Annotated in this window: 11 protein-coding genes; 10 read left to right on the top strand and 1 reads right to left on the bottom strand. The window is 65.3% G+C overall.

Annotated elements, in window-relative coordinates:
* The first annotated feature begins 93 nt into the window (after nucleotides 1–93).
* Nucleotides 94–1,620 carry a Do family serine endopeptidase gene (locus ACNJYA_RS31050; RefSeq protein ID WP_172787438.1) on the top strand — a complete coding sequence of 509 codons (1,527 nt, stop codon included), beginning with the start codon at nucleotides 94–96 and terminating at the stop codon, nucleotides 1,618–1,620.
* A 132-nt stretch (nucleotides 1,621–1,752) separates the two neighbouring features.
* On the opposite strand, the gene serB is transcribed toward ACNJYA_RS31050, so the two are convergent.
* A complete protein-coding gene (serB, locus tag ACNJYA_RS31045; RefSeq protein ID WP_439364281.1) occupies nucleotides 1,753–2,658 on the bottom strand; it encodes a phosphoserine phosphatase SerB in 906 nt (301 codons plus the stop codon).
* A gap of 11 nt (nucleotides 2,659–2,669) precedes the next feature.
* Here serB and miaA point away from each other — a divergent pair, with 11 nt between their 5' ends.
* The 9 genes from miaA to ACNJYA_RS31000 all read left to right on the top strand — a co-directional run bounded on the left by miaA (nucleotide 2,670) and on the right by ACNJYA_RS31000 (nucleotide 13,009).
* Nucleotides 2,670–3,611, top strand: a complete 942-nt coding sequence (gene miaA / locus ACNJYA_RS31040; RefSeq protein ID WP_439364279.1) for a tRNA (adenosine(37)-N6)-dimethylallyltransferase MiaA — start codon at nucleotides 2,670–2,672, stop codon at nucleotides 3,609–3,611.
* Nucleotides 3,612–3,939: 328 nt separating this feature from the next.
* Complete coding sequence (locus ACNJYA_RS31035; RefSeq protein WP_439364278.1) at nucleotides 3,940–5,715, top strand: acetolactate synthase 3 large subunit; 1,776 nt, start codon at nucleotides 3,940–3,942, stop codon at nucleotides 5,713–5,715.
* A 4-nt stretch (nucleotides 5,716–5,719) separates the two neighbouring features.
* Nucleotides 5,720–6,691, top strand: coding sequence for a threonine dehydratase (locus ACNJYA_RS31030; RefSeq protein ID WP_439364277.1), 972 nt, complete (start codon nucleotides 5,720–5,722; stop codon nucleotides 6,689–6,691).
* A gap of 23 nt (nucleotides 6,692–6,714) precedes the next feature.
* Entirely contained in the window at nucleotides 6,715–7,257 is a 543-nt protein-coding gene (ilvN, locus tag ACNJYA_RS31025) for an acetolactate synthase small subunit (protein ID WP_439364276.1), read from the top strand.
* A gap of 3 nt (nucleotides 7,258–7,260) precedes the next feature.
* Complete coding sequence (locus ACNJYA_RS31020; RefSeq protein ID WP_036006616.1) at nucleotides 7,261–7,956, top strand: class I SAM-dependent methyltransferase; 696 nt, start codon at nucleotides 7,261–7,263, stop codon at nucleotides 7,954–7,956.
* A gap of 49 nt (nucleotides 7,957–8,005) precedes the next feature.
* Entirely contained in the window at nucleotides 8,006–8,881 is an 876-nt protein-coding gene (locus ACNJYA_RS31015) for an EamA family transporter (RefSeq protein ID WP_439364275.1), read from the top strand.
* A 7-nt stretch (nucleotides 8,882–8,888) separates the two neighbouring features.
* On the top strand, nucleotides 8,889–9,491 hold the full coding sequence (locus ACNJYA_RS31010; protein ID WP_172787432.1) for a LysE family translocator: 603 nt from the start codon (nucleotides 8,889–8,891) through the stop codon (nucleotides 9,489–9,491).
* A 133-nt stretch (nucleotides 9,492–9,624) separates the two neighbouring features.
* Nucleotides 9,625–10,644, top strand: a complete 1,020-nt coding sequence (gene ilvC, locus ACNJYA_RS31005; protein WP_271498370.1) for a ketol-acid reductoisomerase — start codon at nucleotides 9,625–9,627, stop codon at nucleotides 10,642–10,644.
* Nucleotides 10,645–11,296: 652 nt separating this feature from the next.
* Nucleotides 11,297–13,009, top strand: a complete 1,713-nt coding sequence (locus ACNJYA_RS31000; protein ID WP_439364274.1) for a sulfatase-like hydrolase/transferase — start codon at nucleotides 11,297–11,299, stop codon at nucleotides 13,007–13,009.
* The last annotated feature ends 1 nt before the right edge of the window (nucleotide 13,010 follow it).

Raw genomic sequence — 13,010 nt, 5'->3', positions numbered from 1 at the left:
TATCGGGCTCTTGAGGCCCGTGAAGCTCCGCGCTTGCGCCGTGCCCCCGTTCGAGCGCAGTCTGGCGCCGAATCCCTTTGTCTGGAGATCACAATGACCGCTGCCACCATTGCCCCGTCCCGCTCGCGCCGCCGCGTGCGACTTGGTGTGCGAATTGGGCTGGCCGCGCTCGCCGTCGGTGCTTTCAGCGCGTTCGGCACGCCGGCCCATGCGCGCGGACCGGATGGCATCGCTGACGTCGCCGAGAAGGTGATCGACGCGGTCGTCAACATCTCGACCTCGCAGACGGTCGAGGCCAAGGGGGGCGGCAGCAACACCATGCCGCAACTGCCGCCAGGCTCGCCGTTCGAGGAGTTCTTTGACGACTTCTTCAAGAACCGCCGGGGTCCCGGCGGCGGCAGCAAGGGCGGCGAGCGCGGCGACAACAACCCGCCGCGCAAGACCAACTCGCTCGGAAGCGGCTTCATCATCGACACGGCGGGCGTCGTCGTCACCAACAACCACGTCATTGCGGATGCCGACGAGATCCACGTCATCCTCAACGACGGCACCAAGATCAAGGCCGAGCTGGTCGGCGTCGACAAGAAGACCGATCTCGCCGTGCTCAAGATCAAGCCGCCGAAGCCGCTGGTCGCGGTGAAGTTCGGCGATAGCGACAAGCTGCGCCTCGGCGACTGGGTGGTCGCGATCGGCAATCCCTTCAGTCTCGGTGGTACGGTGACGGCCGGCATCGTCTCGGCCAAGAACCGCGACATCTCCTCCGGGCCGTACGACAGCTACATCCAGACCGACGCCTCCATCAACCGCGGCAATTCCGGTGGTCCGCTGTTCAACCTCGACGGCGACGTCATCGGCGTCAACACGCTGATCATCTCGCCGTCCGGCGGCTCCATCGGCATCGGCTTCGCCGTGCCGTCGAAGACGGTGGTGGGCGTCGTCGACCAGCTCCGCCAGTTCGGCGAGCTGCGCCGCGGCTGGCTGGGCGTGCGCATCCAGAGCGTCACCGACGAGATCGCCGAAAGCCTCAACATCAAGCCCGCGCGCGGTGCGCTGGTCGCCGGCGTCGACGACAAGGGCCCGGCCAAGCCCGCCGGGATCGAGCCCGGCGACGTCGTCGTCAAGTTCGACGGCAAGGACGTCAAGGACCCGAAGGACCTGTCCCGCGTCGTCGCCGACACCGCGGTCGGCAAGGAGGTCGACGTCGTCATCATCCGCAAGGGCCAGGAAGAGATCAAGAAGGTCACGCTCGGCCGCCTCCAGGATCCCGACAAGGTGCAGGCGGCGGTGAAGACCGACGAGCCGGCGCCGGAGAAGCCGGTGACGCAGAAGGCGCTCGGCCTCGATCTCGCAGCGCTGAGCAAGGATCTGCGTACGCGCTACAAGATCAAGGAGAGCGTCAAGGGCGTGGTCGTCACCAATGTCGACGCCAATTCGGACGCCGCCGAGAAGCGTCTGTCCGCCGGCGACGTCATCGTCGAGGTGGCGCAGGAGGCGGTGTCGAGCGGCGCCGACATCCAGAAGCGGGTCGACCAGCTCAAGAAGGACGGCAAGAAATCGGTGCTGCTGCTGGTCTCGAACGGCGACGGCGAGCTGCGGTTTGTCGCGCTGAGCGTGCAGTAGGAAAGGCACGGTCCTGTAGGGTGGGCAAAGCGAAGCGTGCCCACCATCTTTCTACCCTCGCGGCAACAAGGGTGGGCACGGCGCAAGGGCGCGTTTGCCCACCTACGGCTGCTGAGCGTGCAGCAAGGGCGGCTAGCCCTCCACGAACTCGTCGCGCCGATACCCCTGCGCATAAAGCAGCGCAGTGAGATCGCCGTGATCGATCCGCGCCGCCGCAGCCGCCGCCACGGCGGGCTTGGCGTGATAGGCCACACCCAGCCCCGCGGCCTGGATCATCGCGAGATCGTTGGCGCCGTCGCCGACCACGACCGAGTCGATGTCGTCGAGATCGAACGATTCCATCAGGTCCACCAGCGTCGCGAGCTTCGCGGCGCGGCCCAGGATCGGTTCCTTCACTTCGCCGGTGAACTTGCCGTCGCGCACGACGAGCTCGTTGGCGCGGTTCTCCTGGAAGCCGATCTTGGCGGCGACCGCGCGCGTGAACAAAGTAAAGCCGCCGGAGACGAGGCAGGTATAGGCGCCGTTCGCGCGCATGGTCGCGACCAGCTCGCGGCCGCCCGGCGTCAGCGTGATGCGCTTGGCCAGCACCTCGTCGACCGCGGTGGCCGGCAGGTCCTTGAGCAGCGCGACGCGCTCGCGCAGCGCCGGCTCGAACTCGATCTCGCCGCGCATCGCACGCTCGGTGATGCCTGCGACATGCGCCTTGACCCCGACGAAATCGGCGAGCTCGTCGATGCATTCCTGGCCGATCATGGTGGAATCCATGTCGGCGAGAAAAAGCTTCTTGCGCCTGGAGCCAACAGGCTGCACGACGATGTCGATGGGCAGGTCGCCGCGGAGCTCGCGCAACCGCTGCTCGATGGCGTGGCGGTCGCCTGCGAGGTTACTGTCGGCGCCGAAGGGGATGTCGACCGCAACCCCGTCGAACAGCCAGTGCGCGGGCGCCGCCTGCGGCAGCACGGCGCGGGCGCCGTCGACGATGGTCGAGTCGAGCGCGGGATTGTCAGGATTGCAGATCAGCGTGGCGACGAGGGACATTTGAGGTTTTCGTGAGCGAGGGGCATTCGAGCAAGGCCGTGCTTATCGCAGGCCCGACCGCCAGCGGCAAGTCGGCGCTGGCGCTCGAGCTTGCGCTCGCCGCCGGCGGCGTCGTCATCAATGCCGATTCCATGCAGGTCTATCGTGACCTCCGCATCATCACGGCGCGGCCGACCGCGGCGGACGAGGCGCTCGTGCCGCATCGGCTCTATGGCCACGTCGATGCCGCCGTGAATTTCTCGGCCGGTGCCTGGGTAAGCGATGCCGCGAAGGCGCTCCATGAGGCGAGGGCGCAGCGACGTCTGCCGATCTTCATCGGCGGCACCGGGCTCTATTTCAAGGCACTGACCACAGGTCTCTCCGTGGTGCCGCCGATCCCCGCCGAGCTGCGCGAGGACGTGCGCGCGCGGCTGGAGCGGAACGGCGTCGAGGCGCTGCACGCGGAACTCGCAGCCCGCGATCCGCGCGCGGCCGAGCGATTGAGCCTGCGCGACCGCACCCGCATCGCCCGCGCGCTCGAGGTGATCGAGGCAACCGGCCGTTCGCTGCTCGATTGGCACCGCGAGGGACAGCCACCGCTGCTGCCCAAGGACAGTTTTCGTGCGATCTTCCTCGCGCCCGGGCGTGACGAGCTCTATGCCCGCATCGATGCTCGTTTCGATGCCATGTTGGGCGCCGGCGCGCTCAAGGAGGTCGAGCGGCTCGCCGCCAGGCAACTCGATCCGCTGCTGCCGGCCATGAAGGCCCATGGCGTGCCGTCCTTGATCCGGCATCTGCGCGGCGAGCTCAGCCTGGAGGAGGCCGCCAGCATCGGCCGCGGCGATACCCGCCACTACGCTAAGCGGCAATTCACCTGGTTCCGGCACCAGCTGCCCGACTTCGAATGGGTCAGGCCGGAGGAGGCGAGGGGATGGCTCGCGGCCATCGTGACCGCGGAGCGGGACCTCGATTGACGCGCTTTTTTGCCGGGTTCCCGAATTTACCTCTCGCCGAACCCGGGGAACACCGCTACACTGCCAAAATCGCGCGGGAACGGCCGCATTGCCTTGACATCCAGGCTTTGGCCGCTATGTTTCGCGCAACCTTTGGGAAGCCGAGCGCCCGCCATGCGTAACATTATTACCAAACTCCTTATCGCCGTCGTACCCAGGCACACCGCCGGGGGTGGCTAGCTGCCATCCACATGACAGGCGGTGTGCATGGGCCCTCTTCGGGGCCTTTTTTATTTCCCGAACCCGACACGAACGAAGCCGCTGACAACAGCGCATCCGGAGCAAGCCAATGAGCGACAAGAGCCACGATCCGAACCAGATGACCGGCGCAGCGATGATCGTCCGCGCACTCATCGATCACGGCGTGACCGACATTTTCGGCTATCCCGGCGGCGCGGTGCTTCCGATCTACGACGAGATCTTCCAGCAGAGCGAGGTCCAGCACATCCTGGTCCGCCACGAGCAGGGCGCGGGCCATGCCGCCGAAGGCTATGCGCGCTCGACCGGCAAGCCGGGCGTTGCGCTGGTGACCTCCGGCCCCGGCGCCACCAACATGGTGACGCCGCTGACGGACGCGCTGATGGACTCGATCCCGCTGGTCTGCATCTCCGGCCAGGTGCCGACGCATCTGATCGGCAACGATGCGTTCCAGGAATGTGACACCGTCGGCATCACGCGCCCCTGCACCAAGCACAACTGGCTGGTGCGCGACGTCAACGATCTCGCCAAGGTGCTGCATGAGGCCTTCTACGTCGCAACCTCGGGCCGTCCGGGCCCGGTGCTGGTCGACGTCCCCAAGGACGTGCAGTTCGCCACCGGCACCTATCATCCGCCGCGCAAATCGGACGTGCACCGCTCCTACGCGCCGCGCCTGAAGGGCGATGCGACGCAGATCCGTAAAGCGGTCTCGCTGCTCGCGAATGCCAAGCGTCCCGTGATCTACAGCGGCGGCGGCGTGATCAATTCCGGCCCCGAGGCGACCAAGCTGTTGCGCGAACTGGTCGAGGTCACCGGTATTCCGATCACCTCGACGCTGATGGGCCTCGGCGCCTATCCGGCGTCGGGCAAGAACTGGCTCGGCATGCTCGGCATGCACGGCACCTACGAGGCGAACATGACCATGCATGATTGCGACGTCATGCTGTGCGTCGGCGCGCGCTTCGACGATCGCATCACCGGCCGCGTCGATGCGTTCTCGCCGGGCTCGAAGAAGATCCACATCGACATCGATCCGTCCTCGATCAACAAGAACATCCGGGTCGACGTGCCGATCATCGGCGATTGCGGCAACGTCCTCGGCGACATCCTCCAGGTGTTCAAGGCGGAGGCGAAGAAGCCCGACATCAGGTCGTGGTGGCAGCAGATCGCGCAATGGCGCGCCCGTAACTCGCTCTATTACAAGAAGAGCAACGACGTCATCCTGCCGCAGCACGCGATCCAGAGCCTGTTCGAAGCGACGCGCGGCAAGGATACCTACATCACGACCGAGGTCGGCCAGCATCAGATGTGGGCGGCGCAGTTCTACGGCTTCGAGGAGCCACATCGCTGGATGACCTCGGGCGGTCTCGGCACGATGGGCTACGGCCTGCCGGCCGCGGTCGGCGTTCAGGTGGCGCATCCGGACAGTCTCGTCATCGACATTGCGGGCGATGCCTCGGTGCAGATGACGATGCAGGAGATGTCGACGGCGGTTCAGTACGAGCTGCCGATCAAGATCTTCATCCTGAACAACCAGTACATGGGCATGGTGCGCCAGTGGCAGCAGCTGCTGCACGGCAACCGGCTGTCGCATTCCTATTCGGAGGCGCTGCCGGACTTCGTCAAGCTCGCGGAGGCCTACGGCGCCGTCGGCCTCCAGGTGCACAAACCGGCCGATCTCGATGGCGCCATCAAGGAGATGATCTCGGTCAAGCGCCCGGTGCTGTTCGACTGCCGTGTCGCGGCACTCGAAAACTGCTTCCCGATGATCCCCTCCGGCAAGGCACATAACGAGATGCTGCTGCCGGAGCAGGCCAACGACGAGGCCACCGCGAAGGCATTCGCCGGCGGCAAGGCGCTGGTCTGAGGCCATGTTCGACCTGAGGGAGCTCGAGCGCGCACATGCGATCGTGGGGCAGGCGGTGCCGGCAACGCCGGCGCATGCCTGGCCGTTGCTCGCAGGTCGGCTCGGCACCGAGGTCGTGGTGAAGCACGAGAACCACACGCCGATCGGCGCCTTCAAGGTGCGCGGCGGCCTCGTCTATCTCGAACGGCTGAAGCGCGAGCGGCCGAACACGCCGGGTATCATCTCGGCGACGCGCGGCAATCACGGCCAGAGCCTCGCCTTTGCCGCGAGCCGGCACGGCGTGCCCGCGGTGATCTATGTGCCGCGCGGCAACTCGGTCGAGAAGAACCGCGCGATGAAGGCCTTCGGTGCCGAACTCGTCGAACACGGCGAGGACTTTCAGGCGGCACGCGAGGAAGCCGAGCGTCGCGCGCAGTTCGCCGGGCTCCACATGGTGCCCTCGTTCCACCCGGATCTCGTTCTTGGCGTTGCGACCTACGCTCTCGAACTATTCCGCGCAGTGCCCGACCTCGACGTCCTCTATGTGCCGATCGGGCAGGGCTCCGGCATCTGCGGCTGCATCATGGCGCGCGACCTGCTCGGCCTGAAGACCGAGATCGTCGGCGTACAGTCGACGGAAGCGCCGTCCTATGCGCTGTCGTTCGCGGCCGGAAAAATCGTGACGACCGAGACCAGCAACACGCGCGCCGACGGCATGGCAACGCGCATCCCCGACGAGGATGCGTTCGCGCTGATCCGCAAGGGCGCCTCGCGCATCGTAGAGGTCACCGACGACGAGGTCGCCGCCGCGATCCGCGCCTACTGGACCGATACGCATAATCTCGCCGAAGGCGCCGGCGCAGCCGCGCTGGCCGCGGCGCTGCAGGAAAAGAGCAAGCTGAAGGGCAAGCGCGTCGGTCTCGTGCTGTCCGGCGGCAATATCGATTTCGATCTGTTCCGCCGTTGGGTCGGGACGGACGCGCCAGCGATGGCGTGACGGAGAGACAAGAGGGGACGACAATGAACCAGCCCGCATCCGCCTATTTCATCGAGGACCGTCACGATCCCAACGAGACGCATACGCTTGCGGTGCTCGTGCAGAACGAGCCGGGCGTGCTCGCGCGCGTCATCGGCCTGTTCTCGGGGCGCGGCTACAACATCGAGAGCCTCACGGTCTCGGAGACCGAGGCTCAGAAGCACCTCTCTCGGATCACCATCGTCACCACGGGCACGCCGATGGTGATCGCGCAGATCAAGAACCAGCTCGACCGCATGATCCCGGTGTATCAGGTCGTCGACATGACCCAGACCAAGCGCTCGATCGAGCGCGAGCTGGCGATGGTGAAAGTGCGCGGACAGGGCGATCATCGGGTCGAGGCGCTCCGGCTGGCGGATGCGTTCCGCGCCCGGGTGATCGACGCCACCACCGAGAGCTTTGTGTTCGAGATCACAGGCAATACGGACAAGATCAATCAATTTATCGACCTGATGCGCCCGCTCGGCCTCGTCGAGGTGTCGCGCACCGGCGTTGCCGCGATCGGCCGCGGGCCTGAAGGGATGTGAGCCATGCTGGCGCGCGACTGGTACTACAACGAGCGGAACCGGATGGGGATCGAGCCCGCTGTGGCCTCGATCTACGACAACCATGACGATGCCGATCTGCGGGCGCGCGCCGCGCTGAAGATGCTCGGGGTCCAGCGCGGCTGGCGCATCGCCGATATCGGCTGCGGCAACGGCGTGCTCGCCACCGAAGCGGCGTTGATGGGGGCCGACGTCGACGCCATCGATATTTCGCCGGCAATGCTGGCGCTGGCCGAGATCTATGCCCGCGACCGCAAGGCACCGGTGCGCACCCAATCCGCCGGCCTGCTCAGCTTCGCCTACCGGCCCGAATCCTACGATCTCATCGTCAGCGAGTTCACGCTGCACCATCTGCCGGATTTCTGGAAGGCGGTGGCGATGTCGCGGATTTTTCGCGCGCTCAAGCCCGGAGCGACGTTTTATCTCCGTGACATTGTTTACTCATCGATGCCTGACGCGATCGAGCGTGACGTCGAGCAATGGGCCGACTTCCAGATCAAGAACCACGATTTCTCCCGCGAGGGCGTGGTGACCCACATGCGCGACGAATATTCCACCTTCGGCTGGGTGATGGAGCGGATGCTGACCGACGTCGGCTTCACCCTGGTCGCGGCCGACTATCACGCGCCGATGCACGGCACCTATCTGCTGCGGAAACCGAAAGCCGGCGAGCAAGGCTAGACCAGAACAATAAACAGGGCTGCACGACAAGGCAGAACCGGAAACAACAATGAAGCCGGCCGACATCCTCATCGCCGTCATGGTGGCGATCATCTGGGGGCTTGCCTTCGTGGCGAGCCGGATCGCGCTCGACGAGCTTTCGCCGGAGCTGATGACGGCGTTGCGATTTACGATCGCTGCGGCACCGTGCCTGTTCATTCCGAAGCCGAAGGTCGCCTGGTCACTGCTGATCGCGATCAGCTTCACGTTGTTCCTCGGTCAGTTCCTGTCGCAGGCCTACGGCATCGCCCATGGCGTCCCGGTGGGCCTCACCTCCGTCGTCGTGCAGAGCCAGGCGCTGTTCACGATCGGCCTTGCCGCGATCCTATTCGGCGAACGTCCGACGCCGGTGCAGACGCTCGGCGTCGCCATCGCCGCGGCGGGCTTGCTGATGATCTGCGGCACCGTCGGCTATGATTTCAGCGTTGCCGCCTTCGCGGTGCTGATGATCTCGCCGCTCAGCTTCGCAATCGGCAATCTGCTGCTTCGTGGCGCGCGCGGCGTGCCGATGTTCGACCTGTTTGCCTGGCTCTGCCTCGCCTCGGCCGTGCCGCTGTTCGTGCTGGCGCTGCTCACCAACGGGCCGGCGTCGACCTGGACGTCGCTGACGCACATGTCGCTGGCATCGGCGGTTTGCATGCTGATGCTCGGCGGCATCTCGACCAGCATCGCCTATTGGCTGTGGGGCCGCCTCTTGCGCGACTACCCGGCTGCGCAAGTCGTGCCGTTCGCGCTGCTGGTGCCGTTCGTGGGCTCGGCGGCCTCCAGCATCGTGTTTGGCGAACGGTTCGGGCCGCTTCGCCTCGCCGGCATGCTGACCGTGATCGGCGGCATCGCCGTGATGGTGCTGGCGAAGCGCCCGCAAGTTCTGCCGAAGACTGCGTGAGGTGATGATGACCTACTCGCTGTTCTATGCCTTCCTCGTCTTCATGGTCGTGATGTACTTCACGCCCGGGCCGAACAACATCATGCTGCTGTCCTCCGGCCTGACCTACGGCTTCCGGCGCACCATCCCGCACATCGTCGGCATCGTGCTCGGCTTCGCCTTCATGGTCGCCGCGGTCGGCCTCGGGCTCGGCTCGGTGTTCCTGGCCTATCCGATCCTCCAGACCATCCTGAAATATGCAGGCGCCGCCTACCTGATTTACCTGGCTGCCGCGATCGCCATGGCCGGTCCGGCAAAGCCGGGCGAGGAGAATGGCCGCGGCCCCATGACCTTCTGGGGCGCGGCGATGTTCCAATGGATCAACGCCAAGGGCTGGGTGATCGTGATCGGCACCATCACCGCCTATGCGGCGATCGCCCAATTCCCGATCAACATCGCCATTCAGACTGTGATCAGCCTGATCGTCGGCACAGTCTCGACCGTAGTCTGGGCCCTGTTCGGCTCCGCATTGCGGCCGGTCCTGACCTCCGAGCGGCTGGTCCGCGCCTTCAACATCCTGATGGCGATCCTGCTGCTGGCCTCCCTCTACCCCGTTTTCATGGATGCATGATGTCGCGGATTTCCATGCAGAAACGGGTTTCCCTCAGGGCTGAAAATGCTCTAGACAGCCCCCGAAATCCGCAAATTTCACCCTTCGGACACTGACCATTGGCCGATTTCGGCCCTGAACGAGGAAACGACCTATGCGTGTTTATTACGATCGCGACGCCGACCTGAACCTGATCAAGGGCAAGAAGGTCGCCATCGTCGGCTATGGCAGCCAGGGCCATGCCCATGCGCTCAATCTGAAGGATTCCGGCGTCAAGGAAGTCGCTATTGCGCTGCGCAAGGGTTCGGCCTCGGCCAAGAAGGCGGAAGCTGCCGGCTTCAAGGTGCTCGAGGTTGCGGACGCCGCCAAATGGGCCGACCTCGTCATGATGCTGACCCCGGACGAGCTCCAGGGCGACATCTATCGCGAGCACCTGCACGACAACATGAAGAAGGGCGCCGCCCTCGTGTTCGCCCACGGCCTCAACGTCCATTTCAACCTGCTCGATCCGCGTGCCGACCTCGACGTGCTGATGATCGCGCCGAAGGGCCCCGGCCACACCGTGCGCTCGGAATATCAGCGCGGCGGCGGCGTGCCCTGCCTGATCGCGATCGCCAAGGACGTCTCGGGCAACGCCCATGACCTCGGCCTGTCCTATGCTTCCGCCATCGGCGGCGGCCGTGCCGGCATCATCGAGACCACCTTCAAGGAAGAGTGCGAGACCGACCTGTTCGGCGAGCAGGTGGTGCTCTGCGGCGGCTTGGTCGAGCTGATCAAGGGCGGCTACGAGACCCTGGTCGAAGCCGGCTACGCGCCGGAGATGGCCTATTTCGAGTGCCTGCACGAAGTGAAGCTGATCGTCGACCTGATCTATGAAGGCGGCATCGCCAACATGAACTACTCGATCTCCAACACCGCCGAGTACGGCGAGTACGTCACCGGCCCGCGCATCATCACCGACGAGACCAAGAAGGAGATGCGCAAGGTTCTGGCCGACATCCAGGGCGGCAAGTTCGCCCGCGACTGGATGCTCGAGAACAAGGTCAACCAGACCTCGTTCAAGGCGACCCGCGCCAAGCTCGCGGCGCACCCGATCGAGGAAGTCGGCGCGAAGCTGCGCGACATGATGCCCTGGATCAAGAAGGGTGCGCTGGTCGACAAGAGCAAGAACTAAGCCGTTGTGCTCCGGACGCGCTCAGCACCTTGGTGATGCGCTGCTGATCCGGGGCCCGGCGCGGCTCCTGCGTCCCGGCTCTGCGCTGCGCTTGTCCGGGACGCGAGCGCAAGAGCTTCGCTCGCCAAGCCAAATCGTGAACCTTTGCCGTTCTAATTCGAGCGAGATCGCAAACAGCGATCTCGCTCTTTTCGTCTTGCGCGAGGCATTGCTGGGTCGTTCGAGCTCCAAGCCGCACGCCCGCCGTCCCGCGGCCCACGCCGGCGGTATCACCACGGCGAACGTCGCCCTGGCCCTGATCGATGCTGCGCTGCAACTGAAAGCACGGAGCGGAGATCTCCGTCCGCGATGCTGCGCGCCGGTCCGCGGCGTCGTCCGCACTTGCCGAGCCGCGACGTCCCGAGCGTCGAGGATGGCGCAGGCGAAGCGGTGCTAGACCAGTTCATCGCCGGAATAGCGAAGCGCTGGGGCATGCGGCGCAGCCCACTAACAATAAGCGAAGGTCGGACCCCGCCGCGCGTTGCCTGTCCTTGACCGTTCCGTTACAGTTTTATGACACGGTGCAGGCTTCCGGCTGCTCCGGAGGCCTTGGCCGCTATCAGGCCGGCCAGGCTTGGCATCACCCCGCCGGACCAGAAGTTGCGTGTCGTCGATGGCGTCCGCGCCCAATCCAGGCCCTTCTGCCACCACCGCCGTGCTGGCGAGCGTCGCCGCACTCGGCATCTGGCGGCTGCTCGCGGTTGCGGCGCCGCATCTGGCCGCGCTCGCACTGATGTACGAGACCGAGACCGATTTCGGCTCGCGCCTGTCCTTCGCGCTGGCCTGGGGCATCCTCAACTTCTTCTGGATCGTGCTGCTGCGGCGGCCGGCGCTGTCGGGCGCGCTGTCGCTGACCATGGTCGTCGTGCTGGTGCTGCTGTCGCGGCTCAAGCACGACGTTGTGCAGATGACGGTCAACTTCATCGACCTGATGATGATCGACCGCGACACTGTCGCGTTCCTGTTCACGATCTTTCCGAATTTGCGCTGGTCGGTGATCCTGGCCGGTCTCGTCACGCTGCCGCTGATGTACGCGCTGTGGTGGCTCGATCCGTTCCGCATCCGCCGCCTGCCGGCGCTCGCCTGCAAGCTCGCCTGCCTTGCCGCCCTGGTCGGCTATTCGCTCTATCACCCGGACGAGGCCTGGCGCGGCTATTACGACGACGGTTATCTCTCGAAATTCTTCCGCTCGGGCGTCACAGCCGTCTCCGACTTTGCGCGGTACGGCTTCATGGAGGCGGCTGCCTCGACCAACGAGCGGCTCAACATGCCGCTGGTCGATGCCTGCCACCCCGCGGGCCGCCGGCCCAACATCATCATGATCCATGATGAATCGAGTTTCGATATCCGCGCCGCCCAGGGCATCAAGGTGCCGCCGCGCTATGGCGACCATTTCAAATCGTGGGACGGCAAGCAGCGCACGTTCCTCGCCGAGAGCAATGGCGGCCCGAGCTGGTTCACCGAATACAACGTGCTCGCAGGGCTCTCCTCGCGCTCGTTCGGCCGCTTCGCCTATTTCGTCACGCGCATCGCCTCGAGCCGGGTCGAGCGCGGCCTGCCGCTGGCACTGCGCCGCTGCGGCTATGACACGCTGTCGCTCTATCCCGCCCATGGCGGCTTCATGGCCGCGCGCAGCTTCCAGATGACGACGGGAATCGAGCGCTTCCTCGATTCCAAGGATCTCGGCGCCAAGGATGTCGAGCCCGACAGCTTCTTCTACGACAAGGCGCTTCAGCTGATCGGCCAGCAGCCGCCGAACAAGCCGCTGTTCACCTTCATCTATCTCGGTGCCAACCACTTCCCCTGGGAGACCCGCTTTCGTCCCGATCTGCTGCCGAACTGGCGCGCGCCGGGCAATGTGCCGTCCATCGACGAATATCTGCGCCGGCAGGCGATGAGCGCCGAGCAGTACAAGGCGTTCGTTGCCGGTTTGAAGAAGACCTTTCCCGGCGAGCCCTTCCTGATCGTGCGCTATGGCGATCATCAGCCGGAATTTGCGCCTGCCATCCTGGAGCCCGGGCTCGACGAGGGCGCGATCGGCAAGAAGCTCGACGCCTACGATCCGCGCCTCTACGCGACCTATTATGCGATCGACGCCGTCAATTTCGAGCCGGTTGGAAGCCAGGCCGTGATGGACACGATCGACGGCCCCTATCTGCCGCTGGTCATTCAGGAAGCCGCCGGCATCCCGCTCGACCCCTCCTTTGCCGAGCAGAAAGAGATCATGCTCCGCTGCAAGGGCATCTTCTACGGCTGCAAGGATGGCGCCGAGGCGCGGCGGCTGAACCGGCTGCTGATCGATGCCGGAATGATCCGGGGATTGTAGC

This window comes from Bradyrhizobium sp. BLXBL-01 (assembly GCF_051853025.1).
Lineage (GTDB): Bacteria > Pseudomonadota > Alphaproteobacteria > Rhizobiales > Xanthobacteraceae > Bradyrhizobium.
The sequence above is the reverse complement of the archived record's forward strand: the minus strand, read 5'-3'. Positions and strand labels throughout refer to the sequence as shown.

Bases quoted from the DNA above. Each gene is read 5' to 3' on its own strand.
- ACNJYA_RS31050 (WP_172787438.1), top strand. From the start codon at position 94: ATGACCGCTGCCACCATTGCCCCGTCCCGCTCGCGCCGCCGCGTGCGA.
- serB (WP_439364281.1), bottom strand. From the start codon at position 2,658: ATGTCCCTCGTCGCCACGCTGATCTGCAATCCTGACAATCCCGCGCTC.
- ACNJYA_RS31035 (WP_439364278.1), top strand. From the start codon at position 3,940: ATGAGCGACAAGAGCCACGATCCGAACCAGATGACCGGCGCAGCGATG.
- ACNJYA_RS31030 (WP_439364277.1), top strand. From the start codon at position 5,720: ATGTTCGACCTGAGGGAGCTCGAGCGCGCACATGCGATCGTGGGGCAG.
- ilvN (WP_439364276.1), top strand. From the start codon at position 6,715: ATGAACCAGCCCGCATCCGCCTATTTCATCGAGGACCGTCACGATCCC.
- ACNJYA_RS31020 (WP_036006616.1), top strand. From the start codon at position 7,261: ATGCTGGCGCGCGACTGGTACTACAACGAGCGGAACCGGATGGGGATC.
- ACNJYA_RS31015 (WP_439364275.1), top strand. From the start codon at position 8,006: ATGAAGCCGGCCGACATCCTCATCGCCGTCATGGTGGCGATCATCTGG.
- ACNJYA_RS31010 (WP_172787432.1), top strand. From the start codon at position 8,889: ATGACCTACTCGCTGTTCTATGCCTTCCTCGTCTTCATGGTCGTGATG.
- ilvC (WP_271498370.1), top strand. From the start codon at position 9,625: ATGCGTGTTTATTACGATCGCGACGCCGACCTGAACCTGATCAAGGGC.
- ACNJYA_RS31000 (WP_439364274.1), top strand. From the start codon at position 11,297: ATGGCGTCCGCGCCCAATCCAGGCCCTTCTGCCACCACCGCCGTGCTG.